At 34.9% G+C, this 17,586-nt stretch carries 17 protein-coding genes; 1 reads left to right on the top strand and 16 read right to left on the bottom strand.

Features of this window, described 5'->3' with window-relative positions; all coding sequences use genetic code 11:
• Positions 1–974 (top strand): IS91 family transposase (locus EGI22_RS17580; RefSeq protein WP_255069745.1); only part of this gene is annotated, 974 nt, incomplete at its 5' end.
• A 232-nt stretch (positions 975–1,206) separates the two neighbouring features.
• Here EGI22_RS17580 and EGI22_RS17575 read toward each other — a convergent pair.
• The 16 genes from EGI22_RS17575 to EGI22_RS17500 form a co-directional block, all read right to left on the bottom strand.
• Positions 1,207–1,362 (bottom strand): hypothetical protein, encoded by a 156-nt coding sequence (locus EGI22_RS17575; protein WP_255069744.1) that lies wholly within the window; start codon positions 1,360–1,362, stop codon positions 1,207–1,209.
• Between the two features lie 20 nt (positions 1,363–1,382).
• Positions 1,383–5,342: an Eco57I restriction-modification methylase domain-containing protein gene (locus EGI22_RS17570; protein ID WP_255069743.1), complete on the bottom strand. Its 3,960-nt coding sequence runs from the start codon at positions 5,340–5,342 to the stop codon at positions 1,383–1,385.
• Between the two features lie 12 nt (positions 5,343–5,354).
• A complete protein-coding gene (locus EGI22_RS17565; RefSeq protein WP_255069742.1) occupies positions 5,355–6,362 on the bottom strand; it encodes a hypothetical protein in 1,008 nt (335 codons plus the stop codon).
• Positions 6,363–6,563 carry a helix-turn-helix transcriptional regulator gene (locus EGI22_RS17560; RefSeq protein WP_255069741.1) on the bottom strand — a complete coding sequence of 67 codons (201 nt, stop codon included), beginning with the start codon at positions 6,561–6,563 and terminating at the stop codon, positions 6,363–6,365.
• Between the two features lie 628 nt (positions 6,564–7,191).
• Positions 7,192–7,641: a DUF2141 domain-containing protein gene (locus tag EGI22_RS17555; protein WP_255069740.1), complete on the bottom strand. Its 450-nt coding sequence runs from the start codon at positions 7,639–7,641 to the stop codon at positions 7,192–7,194.
• Between the two features lie 5 nt (positions 7,642–7,646).
• Complete coding sequence (locus EGI22_RS17550; RefSeq protein ID WP_255069739.1) at positions 7,647–10,739, bottom strand: efflux RND transporter permease subunit; 3,093 nt, start codon at positions 10,737–10,739, stop codon at positions 7,647–7,649.
• Between the two features lie 12 nt (positions 10,740–10,751).
• Positions 10,752–11,822: an efflux RND transporter periplasmic adaptor subunit gene (locus EGI22_RS17545; protein ID WP_255069738.1), complete on the bottom strand. Its 1,071-nt coding sequence runs from the start codon at positions 11,820–11,822 to the stop codon at positions 10,752–10,754.
• Positions 11,823–11,830: 8 nt separating this feature from the next.
• Complete coding sequence (locus EGI22_RS17540) at positions 11,831–13,162, bottom strand: TolC family protein (protein WP_255069737.1); 1,332 nt, start codon at positions 13,160–13,162, stop codon at positions 11,831–11,833.
• Between the two features lie 14 nt (positions 13,163–13,176).
• Positions 13,177–13,464, bottom strand: a complete 288-nt coding sequence (locus EGI22_RS17535) for a hypothetical protein (protein WP_255069736.1) — start codon at positions 13,462–13,464, stop codon at positions 13,177–13,179.
• Positions 13,461–13,919, bottom strand: a complete 459-nt coding sequence (locus EGI22_RS17530; RefSeq protein WP_255069735.1) for a hypothetical protein — start codon at positions 13,917–13,919, stop codon at positions 13,461–13,463. Before EGI22_RS17530 ends, EGI22_RS17535 begins: the two co-directional genes overlap by 4 nt.
• A gap of 1 nt (position 13,920) precedes the next feature.
• On the bottom strand, positions 13,921–14,325 hold the full coding sequence (locus tag EGI22_RS17525; protein ID WP_255069734.1) for a hypothetical protein: 405 nt from the start codon (positions 14,323–14,325) through the stop codon (positions 13,921–13,923).
• Entirely contained in the window at positions 14,322–14,921 is a 600-nt protein-coding gene (locus tag EGI22_RS17520; protein WP_255069733.1) for a TetR/AcrR family transcriptional regulator, read from the bottom strand. The genes EGI22_RS17525 and EGI22_RS17520 overlap by 4 nt, the downstream gene beginning before the upstream one ends.
• Before the next feature lie 11 nt (positions 14,922–14,932).
• Positions 14,933–15,664: a hypothetical protein gene (locus tag EGI22_RS17515; protein WP_255069732.1), complete on the bottom strand. Its 732-nt coding sequence runs from the start codon at positions 15,662–15,664 to the stop codon at positions 14,933–14,935.
• A gap of 7 nt (positions 15,665–15,671) precedes the next feature.
• On the bottom strand, positions 15,672–16,154 hold the full coding sequence (locus EGI22_RS17510; protein ID WP_255069731.1) for a Dps family protein: 483 nt from the start codon (positions 16,152–16,154) through the stop codon (positions 15,672–15,674).
• Positions 16,155–16,179: 25 nt separating this feature from the next.
• Positions 16,180–16,539: a hypothetical protein gene (locus EGI22_RS17505; RefSeq protein ID WP_255069730.1), complete on the bottom strand. Its 360-nt coding sequence runs from the start codon at positions 16,537–16,539 to the stop codon at positions 16,180–16,182.
• Between the two features lie 478 nt (positions 16,540–17,017).
• Positions 17,018–17,586 (bottom strand): transposase (locus EGI22_RS17500; protein ID WP_255069729.1); only part of this gene is annotated, 569 nt, incomplete at its 5' end.

Raw genomic sequence — 17,586 nt, 5'->3', positions numbered from 1 at the left:
GCAATATTAGCCTAAGTTATAACTCCTGTCGAAATCGACACTGCCCCAAGTGTCAGGGCGAGAAACGGGACGCGTGGATACTGGCACGAGAAGCGGAACTATTACCCGTGCCATACTTTCATGTTGTTTTTACACTACCAAGTGAGCTAAATGGCTTAGTTATGTATGAGCCAAAGTCGGTTTATGACGCCCTTTTTGCCGCTTCATGGCAAACTATTGCTGTCTTTGCAAAAGACCCCAAACATCTCAATGCACAGGCAGGCATGATAGCCGTATTGCACACCTGGGGACAGAATTTGAGTCTTCATCCGCACTTGCATTGCATAGTGCCCGGTGGTGGAGTTGATGCCAAAGGACATTGGCGAAAAGCTCGCTCTAAAGGCAAATTTCTGTTTCCTGTAAAAGCCATGAGTGTGGTATTCAGAGCAAAATACCTAGCTGAACTCAGGCAAAGGCTAAAGGAAAAAGTACCCCAAACGCTACTTAATGCTCTTTACAAGAAAGATTGGGTGGTGTATGCCAAGCGTCCGTTTGGAAGTCCTAAATCGGTAGTGGAATATCTGGGTAGATATACCCATAAGGTAGCCATTAGCAATCATCGGATTAAAATTGTTGATGACAAGACGATAACATTCAGCTACAAAGACTACAAAACGGGTGCCCAAATCAAAGAAATGACACTAAGTCATGAGGAGTTTGTGAGGCGATTTAGCCAGCACATTCTTCCTAAAGGACTTGTCAGAATTCGGCATTATGGAATATTGAGCAGCACTTGGAAACGAGCCAGATTACCTGCATTGCAGCAAAAACTTGGACAAAAACAAACAGAAATCAAAGGGAAAACTCAAAGAGTAAGACCTTGCAAATGTTGCAAAACGGGCAGTTTGCGAACAATACTATGCTTTGACCAGCGAGGGCCTCCAGAGTTTTACAAGGAAATTTGGGAAAAGCTAAACCGCTCGGTTCTGGTATGAACGTGGGTAAGGGTAGGTATGCCCAAAATTTATAGAATCAGACTAGAAATGGGATAAAAACATCAAATCCAAACAAAACTTCATATCAGAGTGTCAGATCACTCTCAAAAAGCAAGGCTAAACATCACGAAAACCCCATAGGTGCGGAAAATCAGGTGTTTATAAGGAAAAAACTACCAAAGATTAAGTTCAACATTGGCTTCATTCTAGGCACGTTGTGCCGAACGAAGCCTTAGTTGTTAGTGGCTGCCCTTCTTTCGGTCAATGGTCTGTCGTGTCGAGTTTGCACTGTCCTTGTGCGGTTGGGCAGGCATACTCTTTTGCAAGCTTTGGCTTGTGCGTTGGCTTGTGTGGCTTGCAAATGTGTATGACTGCGAAGGGTCGGCATAGTTGTCTGTTTATATTATTTTAAGCCATTGGTTTAATCATGCTTTCTATAAAACTAATTTCTTCCTTGGTCAAACGATACTTTTTATAAAGTTGCTTGTCAATTTCCTCGATTGACTTACTCCAATCAATATCTGATTTTGAAGTGAAGTTTTGAAGAGGAACAAATTGATATGTTGTGGATGTACCATGTTGACTTATTTTTGCTAAACTATGCATGAACCTTGCAAATCTTGTTCTAAGATAACTTGATAGATTTTTGCTTGATATTTTATTTAAGCTTAATTCAGCACCTACAACTAAATATGTTTCTGTGCAAATTGTTTTAGGTTCACCAACAATAGAGTTTTGGTTATCGTCATTTAACTCAGTACCAATATTATTTGATTCTGGCACATAAACTTTCCAAACGTCAATCCAATCTTTATGCGAAACGACTTCTGATTTATTAACATATCCTATTGCATTAGCTCTACCATAGCAGGCTATTGGTTCTTTAAGACCTTTCGAACTGCTCCTAAACCTTTTATCTCGTATAAAGTATGTTCTAAAACCAAAAGCTTTTGCAGCAGACACATGCTTCGTTAGAGATTCAAAATTTGGACTCTTGCTCAATTTTTCGATGATGGAAACTCCGATACTATGACGGATTAGAATATCTGAATTTGGTGTTTTTAAGCTTCGTTGTTTAATGCTTGGAGTTAAATCGTCTTTATATGTATGAACTTTAGTTAAATCATTTCTGTTATCATAATCCTTTTCCCACAAGAAATAACAAATCCCTCCTCTAAGATTTATGTTTTGAAAAATCAATTCAGGTTTAAGAAAATCGTGTAATTCTGAAATATGACTATCATTCAACATCCCATCTCTAAAATCATCTAATCCTCTTCCTCCTGCATACCATCTAGTAGGCATAATTAAAGAGATATAATCAGGATTATGTTTTCTAGCCACTTCCACAAAATGATTGTAAATGGGTAAGGCTGTATTGCTATTTGCACCACCTTCTTTTTGCTGATAGGGTGGATTTCCGACTATTACATTGAACTTCATTTTCTTTTTATTTATTTTTATGTTTTCGCCTACGGTCAATTTATTGTCTTTGATCAAATCATAGGAGGTGTAGTTTTCTTCAATAAGTTTAATATCTAATTCAAGCAAAGTGTAAACTTTTCTTGTAAACTCATAAGCTATTTTTGATGTAGGTATAGAGTAAAATTTGTTGGCTACATCCTTGCCATATTTTTTGTAAACAGCATAAACAAACTCCCCTTGTTTAGCTGCAATATCTAAAAGGATTGTAGAATTATTAATGGCTTTGGCTGGCAATCCATTAATTATTTTGTCGGTTACAATTTCAGGGGTTACAATTTCAGAATCTGACAAGCGGCTAAACTTTTTCATAGCATTGCTTGCCCTTTCTATTGGAGTTATTGTTAAATCATTTGCTAATGAATTTATGTTTTGTATTTTATAATCAAGTTCACTTAATATAAATGGATTAAGATGTTTTTGAAATAATTCGAGAATAGCATTATCAAGATTTAAATTTGTTGCAATTCGTAAATTATTTGTGTTGGCCTTAATTTGACTGATAACCTCTTGCAGTGATTTAACTCTTGAGTCCGTTAAAAATGAGAAGAATAAAATTCTTGCATAAAACATTGCAAATTGACCTTTATAGTCTACTTCTGCTTCATCCTCTGTGCCATTGGACTTCTTTGTACCTTCATCCGTTTCGCCATCTGTTTCAGCTCCTTCTTCAATATCTAACTCATCACCTTCGCCTAATGATGGCTTAATTTCAATACCTTGTCGAGAGCCAATTTGTCCTTGTTTTTCTATTTCAGCCTTTATTGCTTCAATATCCAATAAAGAATAATCAATTGATATAGTAGTTGCTTCATCAAACACGCTTCTACTACTTGAATATTCTCTAATAGCATCAAGAATGTCGGCTGGTTGTATTTGTACAATTTTATTGTTATTCAGAACAACAATGGGGGATATTTCAAGTTCTCTTTTTATTCTATCTTCTAGCTTGCTATTCCCGTTTGATTCTGTGTTTACATTGTAAATTTGAGATTTATGTTCCTGCATTTGGAACATTCTGTTTGGGTTAAAATCAACCAACAAAGTTTGTGGCTTCATATTGTACTTAACAACATCACCACTTGGCTCCTTGAAAACTCTTATATATTGATTTTGTAAACGAAAAATAGCTTGGTCGTATTCTTGAGGAGATGCTGTGTCTTTTAGGTAAAGCATAGTGTCCCATTCATGAACTGTACTACCTGTAAGCATCCTGTTTACTGTTAATGTTATCGTTTTTTTATTTTCACTTTCACATTTTTTTATTTTGGATTTTACAGATTGCGTGTCTTTGAAGTTCTTCTCGTTCTCAACGCCAGAGATATTTATGATTTCATAATTACTAAGATGTTTAAACTTGTGTTTTTTTATTAATGCCTCTAAAGCATCACAAGATGCTCGATAGGGCAACACACAAACTATATGGCGGCACATTTTGCCCTCTTTAATTTTGTCATAATCTAAGAAGCTTAATAAATTAGCATCTTTTTCTGAACCATCAATTACTTTTAATAAATCAATAATTTCTTTCTCGTATTTGAATTTCTTATGTAGCTTTTTGTCTTTGTCTATGGTTATTGATTGCGGTTTGAATAGTTCTGAAAAAGCGTAGGTAACACCTTTCTTTTTCATTTCTTCCATTTTCTTACGGGAAGATTCATTCGGGTTAAATGCAAATCGAATCATTTGCGGAAAACCATAATAGGGGTTATCCCATTCTTTAATTTCGTCTTTGTTTAAATTTTCTAAATCCCATTGTTCTTGGTCTTCTGCAATATTTGAAAATTGATAAAATGCAATGATATCATCGGTTGTAAACTCGCTATTCATCAAAATGCGATAAGGAGTACCAGAAAGGTGAATGCGAATTTTAGCATTAAAAACCTTTGTATTGTTTTCTATATCATCTAATGAATTGTCATTTAGTTTTAGTTCACTTTTAATTTCTTTCGCACTTAAATTTTCCTCCTTTAAAACTTTGCCATATTCAGCAGCTCTTGCTCCAAAATGTGTTTCATCAATTAGTAATAAGTCAACTTGACTTTGAAATATTTTTTTATGTTTTGGTTTTATAATATCTCCTTGAAGGTCTTGTAAAGTAAGAAACAAAACAATTTTTTCATTTGCTTTTTGTTTATCAGCTATAATAGAATCGCTTTCTAAAAGAGAATTACTATCGAGAAAACAATAGCCATCAAATTTTAAATGACTTTCTGTTGTTCTTTTCCATTCTTCTTTAACATCTGCTTTTGCTGAAACAACTATTACAAGTTTTGCATTCATTTCAACCGCACAGCACATCGAGGTAAATGATTTACCAAAACGCATAACGGCATACATTAAAAGATTTTTTCTGCCCTTTTTTACCGCCTTCTTAAAATTGTTTATTGTTTCTTGTTGGTTAGGTCTGGGGTTGTAATTTTCATTTCTGATGTAGGTGTGAGTAATTGGAATATGACTTTCATCAAAACGATAATATTGATATTTTGATTCGTTCTTCTTATGCCCAATCCTAATATCATCTATTGCATCTTGCAGGTCTTTTTCTGTTGCGTTTTTGAAAAATTCATTTGAATAATAAGGGATATTTTTTAAAGCACCTTTCTCTAAACGGATTCTTTTTAATTCGGTTTCTAAAAAATAATGAACTGCATAGTCTCTGAAAAACGTTTCATCATCAACCTTTGCTACATTTCCAAACTTCTTCTCAAGGTTTGGGAAGAATTTTCTCCATTCATTTAACCTTGTTTCTACAGGACGATATGTATCACCAACTTTAAGATAATTTGGTATCGTTTCGGTCGTAAAAGCGTAAATCTGAGGTTCAACTCTTCCGATTATTAATTCATCGAGAATATCTACATTGATTTTATTTATTTCTGACATAGTTATTCTTGTTTATTTATTAAGCAGGTCAATAAATTTTATTGCTTTACCCATTGATCCTGTTTCAACATCCTTTTCATTCCAATCCATAATTTTACAATATTTCCCATTGTGCGTTAAAATGTTTTGAGATTTACACCCATTGCACTTTACAGTTTCATTTAATGTATTTCCAAATAAATCACTATGCTCTTTAATTGCATCTATGCAACTGTCAGGCACTACACCTTTTAATCCATCCATCTGCCAAACATTCCATGAAATTATATTAGCGATATTCTGAATTGATTTTAATAACGGCTCTTTCTCGAATTTGTGAGTATAATTTTCAATAAATGTTATAAGCATGGCTTCACGTGCAAGTAGTAAACTATCACCTTGCCATTCAAAAGCGTAAGTATTTTTAAATGCAATTTGAGATGCTTTTAACCAATCTTCCTTAGAGTCGACATTTTCATTAATTACTCTTAATTTTCTGTCTAAAATTCCAATTCTATTTTCAACTGTTATAAACTCTCCGGTTGTACTATCATATCTGCTTGTAATGTATGGTGCTTCTCCGCAAGAAATTTCTAGACGCGTGTCAAGAACATAATCTTTCCAAGTCTTACCTTTTGGATATGTTATTTTCTCGCTGTTTGTTTCCCAAATTTTAGAACCATCTTTAGCTAATATTTCTGTATTGAATACATTTTCTCTACCAAACCAAGTATTATCAATTAAGTTGTTTTGAGCATTACATATCCAGGAAGGAGTAAAAACTTCTGCCATTTCTTTGGATCTAGACAGCTGCAAAAGTTTGTCTTTATGCACTCTTGGCATTATAATACTTCCATAATCACCTGAAATTAAATCGGGTAAAATTTGAGAATGAAAACTATACTTCTCTCCAATGTGTTCGTAATTGTCGGTAGCCCAAAAGATGTTTTGCTGCGTAGTGTGGTCAAGCAGGAGTGTGTCGAGAACATAAGGATATTTCTCGATTAATTCATTTTCTAATATGTCGATTCCTGTCCGCACTTATATTTTTACTTTATTAGATTTTAAAAGGTCTTTTACATCAATTTCAAGAATATTTGCTATGTCGTAAAGAATTTCTAGTCTTGGTTGCTGTCTGTTCTGAACATAGGCATTTACCATGTTGTAGCTTTTGCCTAATTGTTCGGCAAGCCAAGTCTGCTTAATTCCTTTTTCGTCCAACACTTCTTTTATTCTGTTCATTTGTCTAAATGATGTCTGGTCGCAAATATAGTTTTAAATTATTTCGTATCTCATTTTACAAGATAAAAAGTAATCAAATTATTTTCAACACTATCGTCTGTGCGTTGGAAAAAAATGGCTCTTTTGGTTTTGCGAAGGGTCGGCTTGTGTGTTGGGCAAAACCAAATGTGCTATTTTGTGCGGTTGGCTTTTCGTGTCGATTTTCTGTCGGCTTGATGTTGTTCTGTCGGTCGTCACAGGGTTGCCACTAACGGTTCTCAGCTATACGCAGGCAGGGATTTTAACCACTGAACTTCCTACGAAGAACTGAACTGCAAATATTGCACTTTTCTGTCCTACGAAGCACGAAACCCCTGCTTGCTTATAGGTGATGTTATAAGCTGGCCTTCTTATCTGTCGAGGTTGTAAAGTCCTTGTCCGCTGTGAGTTTCGCTGTCATTGTCGAGTTGCGAATGGGTCTGTCTGCTTGGCTTGTGTATTGGCTGTTTTAAAAATTTTGGAGGGAAGGGATTTTAAAAAATAATTTTTCTTAGGTGGGAGAGGTGGAAGCTCTTTTGCAATTTTTGGTTTGTGAGATGGCTTGTGCGAATTGCAAATGTGCTTACACCTGTGTGATGGCTTAACTGTCTTACATATATATCACTTTTACACTTATTGATTTGTTTTCTTTTAACTCAAAACTTGCTTTTGAAAAGTTAGGTCTGTTTGTTAAACCAATAGATTGAAAATTTGAGAAACCAATTCCTTCTATTGGTAAAATAAATCCTTTGTCAATTTTGCCATTTTTGTTTTCATCGTGTAAAATGTTCACTGCATATTTTCCTGATGGACTATTCTTAAAAGTTATTGTTGATGAACCATTCACGATTTCTTCTTTTAAAATTTTGTAATAGTTTTCATAATCTTCATCAGGAATTGAACCGTCTTGGTTATACAATGCAAATTGAACTACTCCTTTTGAGTTCCGTAGATTATTCACTTTTATTGTTAAGGAATAAGTATGGGCATTGAGATTTACAAATGAATAAAGCGTAAGTGTTAATGCAAATGCTATTAGTTTAATGATTGCTGTTTTCATTTCGATTATTTTTTACGATTTATTTTTTCTTTCGCTGTGTCAACTAAATAATAGACCATCGGCACTAAAAACACTGTCAAAATTAATGAGGAAAGAAGTCCGCCAATGATTACCCAAGCCAGTCCGTTTTTCCATTCTGCTGCTGTTCCTGTTGCCATTGCAATGGGAAGCATACCAACAACCATTGAAAGCGTTGTCATTAAGATTGGTCGCATACGACCTTTACCTGCAATGATTAGAGCTTCTTTGAAATGTTTGCCTTCCGCTTTTAATTGATTGGTAAAATCTACAATTAGAATTGCGTTTTTTACCACTAAGCCCATTAGCATAATTAAACCGAGTAAGGCGAATAAACTCAAATTGCTTAACGACAAATTCAAGGCAAAAAATGCCCCAATAGCTGCTGCTGGAATAGAAAATATAACGACAAAGGGATAAATAAAACTGTCGTAAAGTGCTACCATAATCAGGTATATCAGTAAAAACGAAATCAACAATACTGAACCTAATGCCCCAAAGCTATCATTCTGTCTTTTGATGTCGCTACCCCAAGTCATTTGTATTCCGTTTGGTAATGGATTTTCTTTTAAATAAGCCACTACATCATCTGCCACAGTTCCTGACGGTCTTCCTAAAGCGTCTGATGTAAGTGTGACCGCAGGTTGGCGGTCTTTTCTTTCCAATAACGATGGAGAATTATCTTGTTCAACTGTTGCAAATTGCGAAACTTCAACTGATAATCCCATTGGGTTAATGATAGAAAGTTGTTGAACATCTTCAAAATTTTGTCGGCTAAATTCATCTAACCAAATTCGCACAGGATATTCCGTTCCGTTTTCGGTTAGGGTCGCATCATCATTTCCTGTAAAGGCAGTTCTTAGGTTCAATCCAACATAAGCGGTTGTTAAACCCAATCGTTGCATTTTATCTTTGTCGGGAATTATTTTGTATTCGGGACTACCTGCTTCAACGGATAAGCGAACATTATCCGCACCGGGAATTTTTTCTATTACCGTTTTCAATTCATCGCCTGTTTTCATCACCAAATCCAAATTGCTTCCGCTTAACGTAATTTCAATTGGTGCTGAACGTGGAATTAAACCCAATGCTGCCATTGAATAATTGATACTCGGAAATTTTGACTTTAGTTCTTCCCGTAGATTTTTCATAAATGTTTCGGTAGGTAAATTATTCAATTCCTTTTTGGATTTTAATTGAATTGTAAATTCAGTTTTATTTGCTGAACCTACACCCAAACTTCCAATGCCTGTGCTTGGACCGCCAATATTGCTGAATACTGTTGCTACTTCGGGTTGTTGAAGAATGTATGTTTCAATCTTTTGAGCAATTAAGTTGTTCTGTTGTATAGATGTGGATTTATCAAATTCTAATGCCATTCTAAATTTTCCTTGGTCGCCTGTTGAAATTAATTCTTTACCAATAATACCTTGTTTCATAATGCCTAAAGTCATTGCAAAAAGCACAATAACGATACCTGTAAAAGCTAATTTATGGCTCAATACCCATTCTAATCTGCGACCATACCATTCATTAAAGTTTTCTAATTGAATTTCAAACCATAGTAAAAAGCGATTGAAAAAATTGGTAGGTTTTAAGTCTTCTTTTTTGCCAATACGAGAAGCCATCCAAGGCGTTAAAGTAAAACCAACCAATAAACTGGTGAGAGTAGAAGTTACTACAACAACCGAAAACTGCTTGAGCATATCAGCAACAAACACTTGTAGAAAAAGAATAGGTAAAAAAACTACAACGTCAACTAAGGTGATGGATAAAGCAGCAAAGCCAATTTCCATTCTGCCATCCATTGCAGCAGATCGTTTGTCTTTTCCTTTATCTAAGTGCTTTTGAATATTTTCTAAAACTACGGTAGCATCATCTACCAAAATACCAATGATTAAAGACATTGCAAGCAAGGTCATTAAATTTAAGGTGTAACCCAAAAGCCACATCACAGCGAATGCAGTAACTAAAGATGTTGGAATAGCTACCAAAACGATTAAGGAATTTCTAAAACTTCGTAGAAATAAAAGCATTACCAACGATACCAACAGAACCGCTAAAATCAAGTCAAAAACAACGGAGTTTACGGCTGCAATCGTGTTGTCGGTGCTATCGTCTGCAATAATAAATTTCACACCCGAACTGGCATTTTGTTGTTCGATAGATTGAAATTTCTCCCGAACTGCTTTTGAAACATCTACTGCGTTTGCATCTCCTTGTTTTTTCAGCATTAAACCAATGCCGTTTTTACCGTTGTAGCGACTGATAGAAGTTGTTTCCTTTACGCCATCTATAACATCTGCTATGTCTTTTACATAAACTGGACTTCCTAAAACAGGCATAGCGACTTGGACATTTTTAATATCCTCAATAGATGTGAATTTTCCCGTTAAACGAACTGAATTACTTTCTTTTTCGGTTTGCACCTTTCCAGCAGGTAAGTCTAAGCCAGAACGATTAATTGCTTCAACAACCTGAACCATTGAGATTTTATACAATTTCAGTTTGTCCTGATTTATTTTTACTTGTATTTCTCTTTCCTCTCCACCTAAAACAGTAATCTCTGCTACACCTTTTATTTGTTGAATTTGGGGCAGATAATCATCTTTCATTTTTTGATAAAACTCGGTGGCAGACAAATCACTTGTTGCACTGATCGACATTATTGGCAAATCATTAGGCGAAACTTTACTCATTACAGGACTTAAAATATCCTGTGGTAAATCTTTGCGAATGTTGTCAATGTAGCGTTGTGCATCTTGCATTGACTTATCCAAATCTGTCCCATATTTTAGATTGGCTATGATGATAGAAGCATTGGGCAATGATTTTGTAACCAAGTAATCTACACCCTCCAAGTTGGATAAAGCATCTTCTATTTTTCGTGAAACGGATGTTTCTACTTCGTTTGGTTCGGCACCAGGGTAAACAGTTTTAATTACAACTACGGGCTGATTAAAGTCGGGCATTAACTCGTAACTCAAATTTTTATACCCGATAAATCCTAATAAAGTAAATACGCTGAAAAGCACTATTATCAGAGAAGGACGTTTGATTGATATTTCTGTAATATTCATTTTTCGCTGATTTTATTTAACAGTTACATTCGCCCCATCAAAAAGATTGATGAAGCCATTCGTTACAATTACATCACCTTCATTTAATCCATTTGAAACAACAGCTTTGTTTTGTGTCTTTTTTGAAATAGTGATGTTTTGCAAAAGGGCTTTGCCATTTTTCACAACATAAACCTGTGGTTGGTTATCTGTGCCTTGTATGGCAGATGACGGTATGATAATTCCCTTTCCAGATGTTTCGCTTTTGAGTAAAACTTTACCAAACATCCCAGATTTTATTTTTAAGTCGGATGTGTTATTTACCGTAAACTGAATAGGAAAACTACTGCCCATATTAGCTTTACTGCCAATCATAGTAGTTTTTCCAGTCAATAAAATTTCAGAATAAGCATCTGCCGAAAGAGAATAGCTTTGATTTAATTTGAACTGGCTTAAATCTTTTTCGGGAACATTTACGGTTAATTTTAAAGTTGTAATGTCCGTTATTTGGAGCAATGGAACGCCTGGTGCAGCAAAAGCTCCTTCTTCACTTAATTTTGCTGTAACAACTCCGCTAAATGGTGCTTTGATTGTGGTTTTGTTTATCTGCTCCAACAAAGTTGCTTTCTGAACTTTTGCAGATTTCAAACCTAATTCTGCTTTTTCTAATTGAACACCTTGAATGGCATCTGCTTTAGCCAAAATGGTATAGCGATTTACATCTGCTTCCAATCCTTCTATTTGCACTTCAATAGTTTGCAGTTGCAATTTCAGCAATGAATTATCCAATTGAATTAAAGTTTGACCTTTACTTACAACGCTTCCAGCATCAACTAAAATGGTGTTAATTTTCCCTTGTAATTCGGCACTTATTTTTGTTTCCTTGTTGGGCTCAAATGTACCTGAATAAGAAAATTCTGCATTCACATTTTCAAGTTGCAATGTGTCTACTTGAACATATATAGCTTGTTCTTTATCGTATTGATATACTTTACTCTGCGTAATTTCCTTGTTTGTTTTCAACTTAATTACCACAATGGCAATTATCGCCAACGGTATGATGACGTATAGCACTTTTTTTAGGATTGATGATTTTGTATTCATTGTGATAATTATTTGATTATTGAAATATTTCCAGTGAGTTTTTTTAGTTCTAAGTCTGCTTTTAGGTAATCAATTACAGCAGATAGGTAGTTTTGTTGTGCTTCACGCAAAGCATTGTCTGCAAGCAAAACATCTGTTAAACTTGCCGTTCCTTGTTTCTGTTGAAGAACGGTTTGCTCATAGATTGTTTGTGCCAATTGGATTTGTTCTGTTGTGGTTTCTACCGTTTTTTTAGCGACTTCTCTTTGTATTTTGGCATTTTCAACTTGCATATTGTTTTGTTCGGTAAGCATTCCAAATTGAAGTTCGTTGTTTCGGAGTTCAAGCGTTTTCTGATTTATTTTTCGAAGTGTAACTGTTCCATTAAATAATGGATAAGATAATTGAACACCTGCAAATCCAATCGGATAAAAATCAAGGAAAGAAGCAGGTTGTCCGTTATAACCAAAGCCCGTTGTTCCATACATTCCAACCAGATTTAACGAAGGCAAATACCTTGTTTTGTTGAGTGTGTTGAGTTCACTTGATAATAAGCGATTTTGAGTTTTTATGATACGAATATCTAAGGTTGATGCAGGAGTGTATTCATTTGTGTTTTGATATTGAATGTTTGGTTCAATTTGCAGATTTTGTTCAATGGAAATACCCATAGCAAATTTCAACGCATTTAGAACCTGCTCGTATTTGCTTTTGATGGTTTCCTTTTGGGTGGTTAATTGTGATACTTGCAATTTTACCTTGCTTACATCTGTTCCTTTGGCAAGCAATTGTTCATTGAGCAATTGCATATTTTTTAGAAGTCTTTCAGCATTAATCAGATTACTGTCAATAAATGCCAATTGATGATGCAAGATTTGGGCATTATAATACAGATTTGATATTTCAAAATAGATTTGCTCTTCCGTTTTTTGGTATTGCAGTTCGGTCAATTCCGAAGCAATTTTTGTGGATTGAATTGCTCCATAAACTTGTGGATTATACAAAGGCATTGATAAGGTCAAGTTGGCGTTGATGTTGTGGGGAACGCCAAACTGCATTGCCTTGAATTCGCCTTCGGGTAGTGAAGGATTAAATGCATTAACTGGTAAAAGCTGATAGGGCAGGTTTGTGAAATATTTGTAATCCGCATTAGCAGTTATTTTTGGAATTAAATTGGCTTTGGCTTCTTTTTCCCTTTGATCACCAATAGCCATATTGTTACGGCTCATTTGTAAGTTCTTGTTGTGCACCTGTGCCGTATCAATACATTGTTGTAAAGTCCAAGTTTGTGCTTGGGCGGTTTGAAATCCTATTGTTAATAATAGAATAGAAATGTGTTTGTGAATATTCGCTAACTTCATTGGTCAAATTTTTTTTACTTGATGAGTATTAATTGACTTTCAATTGTTCCTTCTACCCAGTGTTTTACCATTGGTTCAATGTTTACAAGATCTCCAGTTTTTAATGTTTCTCTTATACCGTTTTCGTTTTCAAAAATCGCTTCGCCATTAATGCAAATCAATAATGCAGGAGTTTTGGTGATATGCTCTTTTAATTTTTCGCCTTGCAAAATTTGTATGGCAGTTGCATTGCCCAGCTCGTTTTTAAAAAGAGAAGTTGCAGAAACTGGTTTTTCTTGTGTGTGTAATTCTTTTATGTTCATTGGAAGTATTGATTAAATGTTGTGAATGAAGTTTGAATGTTTTCAAATTGTTTTGCTGCTTCGGTTTCGTCTTTAGCTTCTGAAAGTTCTTTTACCAAATCAATGTAAGGTAATAGCCACTTGTGCAGTTCATCGTGTGCTTTGCCTTTCATTGTGCAATTAGAAGTAAGTAAATCAATATTGGACTGTAGTTTCTCCGCCAGTGCTTTGTAATCTTTTTGCTCAACCTTAGCGAAAGAGTTTATATCATTTTCCATATTGCGAATATGAGTGATCATATTGGCATCAACTTTCCATTTTTCACCATTGTTTAGTTCAATCGCTTCACTCTCATCATCGTGATGATGTTCTTCGTGGATAGCGGTTTCGGTTTGCTCTTTTGTTTTTTCGTTGGAAGTATTGCCACAGCTGAAAAGAAACAGACTAATAGCGAATAATGTAATTGACTTTATCATTTTATTTGTTTTTGAATTTTATTTGAAATCTATTTATTGAGAAATAAGCAATGCCTGCAATTGCAAGAGTTACAGCAATTCTAAAAATCATTGCACCTATGGTTTTTTCTTCATAAATACCACCTGAACTTGCGTGAATTTTAAGCCCGATAAAAGCGGTGATCAGAATGAGTGTTGAAATTCCTAAAAGTGTAGCTGTCCATTTTTTATGCTTTATAAAGCCATAAGCTGCAAAAAGATATAGAATGCTACTGATAAAATTTGACCAAACCACAAACAGAACATAATTGCCTTCCTTTTCTCTTATTCCAAATAAATCAAATATTACAGATGTGCTTAAAAACAAAGTAAGCAAGCCAAACCCAATTAGAAAAATTGCTAATAAAGAAGGAAGTAATTTTTTCATAGCGTTTTAGTTTTTATTAGTGTTAAAACCGCCTGTATCATATTATCGCCATTTCTGCTTATGTCAAATTGAAAATTTGCTACTCTCCATTTATACATTTGCAACCTGAAAGTTCCCATCACGATATGCATCAATTCATCGGATGTTATTGAATTTGTAAATACCTTCTTTTGTTGTCCTTCCAAAATAATAGGCATTAGGTGTTTCATTTTTACACCCATTATTTTCAATATTGTTTCGTTGATGCGTTGGCTTTCTTCCATTAATCCATCAGAAAAAACTGCCACTACAAAATGTGGATGCTTTTTAAAAAATGAAAATTGATTTTGAAATAGCGTTGTAAATTTTTCTTCGGGCGTTTGTTCACTTAAAATTGCGTTTGTATAGCGTTCATCCATACTTTGAGCAAGATAATCAAGTAAGGCAATAATGATTTCTTCCTTGCTTGTAAAATGCCTGTAAATGGCACTTTCAGAAAATTTCATTTCCTTAGCCAAGTTCTTAATTGTTAGCCCACTTATTCCCGAAGCAGTCAATATTTTTCCTGCCGCTTCAATAATTTCAAGTTGTCTGTCAGAAATTGTTTCTGTTGTCATTTTTTCGCTTTTTAAAGTTCGCCTTTCTCACCATTTACCCATCGCATCATCATTACACGTTCCTGTGGAGTTTGCTTAAATGGAATATTTCCCGCTAATAAATTTAAAAAACGATCCCAAAGATTATCTTTTTTATTCGCTTCTTCTTCCATTTGAGCTAAAGCTGTCATATACTCTTGTTTGTATTGAATTGCATCTTCAATATGGTAAGATTTTGGAATGTATTTTATAATCTCTTTTGTAAGGTCGTCAATCTCTTGTTTGTTAAAATTTTCAAACATCTGTAGTTGAACAAATGCCGAATGACCGATGCCCTGAACAGTATAGATATTAGACTGAATGACAGCCCATACTCCAAACCAATCCGCACTGTTCATCCCTGAAAAGTAGTCATCGGGGTACTTGCCAATTTTTGTAAATATAGAAGAAATGGATTCCGTATTAGACAGAAAATCTTTATAAATCTCCGAACTATCATTACTAGATTGGCTGTCAATCTTATTTTTGAAATAGGCTAATTGAGATTCAATTTTATCTCTCAATGAAGCAATTGAATTTACATCTTCCTGAAATTTGCTTTTGCCTAAATCGCTTCCAAACATTTTGACAATGTTGTTTGCCTCATCAAGTAAATGAGCTACTTTAACTTTTGCCGTGTTTAACGCTTCCCAATTTGAATTTAAACCTTCTGATAAGTGCCTCAACTTAATTAAGGTTTCTAAGTTTTTGTTATTTGATTCCATTGTCTTATTATTTACTATTTGTTAAAAATGAAGAATACATCCATACTTGTTTTTCCTGAAAGCGAATGTAATCGCTCATTAAAGCATTTGTTCCTTCATCGTTTGCATCGGTGGCTATTGCAAGAATTTCTCTTTGCATTACGATTACCGTTTTAAATGCTTCAAGAATTTGTTCAACTGCGACCAAACCATCTGAAATTTTCTTGCTTTCTTTAATGGTAGAGGATTTTGCATATTGGGAATAACTATGTTCAGGCGTATGTCCCAATGTTAATATACGTTCAGCCACTTCATCAATTTTTAGCAACAAATCATTATACAGTTCTTCAAATTTCAGATGCAGTTCAAAAAACTTTTCACCTTTGATGTTCCAGTGAAATCCTCTTGTGTTTTGATAGAAGATAGAATAGTTTGCCAATAACTCATTTAATTTTTTCGCCAAATCTTCGGCTTTGTCTTGGTGTAAACCAATTGCATTTATTTTTTTCATCTTTATTTATTTTAGAGTTTGTTATTTATTGAGTGATGGATTTCATTTTCAAAAAGGCAACGCCTAACCAAATTACAGAAGCGGTCATTGCAATTGCACCAATTAATACTAAAGCAGGAGGTAAACCAAAATACACTTCTGATAATATTCCAATAGGCATTAATAGGCCTGTAAGTGCCAACCAAGAAATGGCTTTCACGTTTTGGAGTTTGTCTCTGAAATGTAGAAGTAGATAACCAATCAGGATATTAAGAAAGGCAAATAAGTTCCCGTGAACGTGAGCCAGTCTGCTTTCAAAATGTTTTCCGATACTGTATGAGTTTACCCATTCTTCCTTACCCGGAGCAAAGTCACGCAGGTAGATTAATAGAAAGCCGTAAGCCATAAAAAGCCCCATTGTCAGGAAGCCTATTGCAATGTTGTTTTTACCGTTCATCTTGTTTATATTTTTAAGTAAGTGAATATTCGCTCACAAAGATAGTTCTATTTTATTTATACCTGCAAGTTTTTTTGAGAAAACTTTAAAATGTGACGAAAATCATCTTGGTGCGGTGGTTAATTGGCTCTTTTGGGGTTTGCCTGTGTGTCGGGTTGTGTGAGGGGGCAAACCCCAAATGTGCCAATGCGGGCGGGCTAAAATTATTTTTTAAAATGTGCGGTGGGAAAATTTTTAAAACCTTGCGTTGGCTTTAGTGTCGGCAAAATGGTCTGGTCGGTGTCGAGTTACAGCGAAATTGTCAACCGAGTTTTTGTCGCCCGAAAGTTAGTTTGGAAGTCAAAAGTCTGGTCGTTTTGTTGTCCGTCTTACGGTTGCACGGTCGTCTTTTAGGCTTCTGACTAACGTTTTTGTTTTGTATTGATAATCAAGTACTTGTAATGTTCAGTTCGGCATTAGTTAGTCCAAATTTATCAATTTGTTTTTGAATTCTTTTGACCAAACCTAGTTTTCTTTTTTGGTCTAAAAACAAATAGCCTTCGGGGTTTATGTATCTGGTGCCTTTTGTTACCATATTCCATACTATCACGGCCAATTTTCGTGCTGTTGCACTTATAGCTGACACCCTCCCTTTTTTAAAACTGATTCTTTGGAAAAAATCCCTTAATGGAGTGGAGTCTTTTAAATTCCCAATTGCATTCGCCGCATTTCTTAGGGCTATTTTTAGCCGGTTACTTCCTTTTGGGACTTTACTTGATATTATTTTGCCACCAGTTTTCTTATTGTTGGGTGCCAGTCTGAGCCAACTCGCAAACTGTTTGGCTGTTTGGAATTTTTTTATGCCTTCTAATCCAACTTCACTTATTAAATGCAGGATTGTTCCATGCGAAAAACCTTCAATTTCCATAAGGTCTACACCTTCAAAATATTGGTAACCCACAATGTTTAAATCTATATTTTTTGGCGTGTTTTTATTAACTCTTTTATGCGATTTTT

Source organism: Lacihabitans sp. LS3-19, assembly GCF_024343575.1.
In the GTDB taxonomy this organism is placed as follows: Bacteria; Bacteroidota; Bacteroidia; order Cytophagales; family Spirosomataceae; genus Leadbetterella.
This window is presented reverse-complemented; position numbering and strand designations above follow the sequence as displayed.

Bases quoted from the DNA above. Each gene is read 5' to 3' on its own strand.
- EGI22_RS17575 (WP_255069744.1), bottom strand. From the start codon at position 1,362: ATGCCGACCCTTCGCAGTCATACACATTTGCAAGCCACACAAGCCAAC.
- EGI22_RS17570 (WP_255069743.1), bottom strand. From the start codon at position 5,342: ATGTCAGAAATAAATAAAATCAATGTAGATATTCTCGATGAATTAATA.
- EGI22_RS17560 (WP_255069741.1), bottom strand. From the start codon at position 6,563: ATGAACAGAATAAAAGAAGTGTTGGACGAAAAAGGAATTAAGCAGACT.
- EGI22_RS17555 (WP_255069740.1), bottom strand. From the start codon at position 7,641: ATGAAAACAGCAATCATTAAACTAATAGCATTTGCATTAACACTTACG.
- EGI22_RS17550 (WP_255069739.1), bottom strand. From the start codon at position 10,739: ATGAATATTACAGAAATATCAATCAAACGTCCTTCTCTGATAATAGTG.
- EGI22_RS17545 (WP_255069738.1), bottom strand. From the start codon at position 11,822: ATGAATACAAAATCATCAATCCTAAAAAAAGTGCTATACGTCATCATA.
- EGI22_RS17540 (WP_255069737.1), bottom strand. From the start codon at position 13,162: ATGAAGTTAGCGAATATTCACAAACACATTTCTATTCTATTATTAACA.
- EGI22_RS17535 (WP_255069736.1), bottom strand. From the start codon at position 13,464: ATGAACATAAAAGAATTACACACACAAGAAAAACCAGTTTCTGCAACT.
- EGI22_RS17530 (WP_255069735.1), bottom strand. From the start codon at position 13,919: ATGATAAAGTCAATTACATTATTCGCTATTAGTCTGTTTCTTTTCAGC.
- EGI22_RS17525 (WP_255069734.1), bottom strand. From the start codon at position 14,325: ATGAAAAAATTACTTCCTTCTTTATTAGCAATTTTTCTAATTGGGTTT.
- EGI22_RS17520 (WP_255069733.1), bottom strand. From the start codon at position 14,921: ATGACAACAGAAACAATTTCTGACAGACAACTTGAAATTATTGAAGCG.
- EGI22_RS17515 (WP_255069732.1), bottom strand. From the start codon at position 15,664: ATGGAATCAAATAACAAAAACTTAGAAACCTTAATTAAGTTGAGGCAC.
- EGI22_RS17510 (WP_255069731.1), bottom strand. From the start codon at position 16,154: ATGAAAAAAATAAATGCAATTGGTTTACACCAAGACAAAGCCGAAGAT.
- EGI22_RS17505 (WP_255069730.1), bottom strand. From the start codon at position 16,539: ATGGCTTACGGCTTTCTATTAATCTACCTGCGTGACTTTGCTCCGGGT.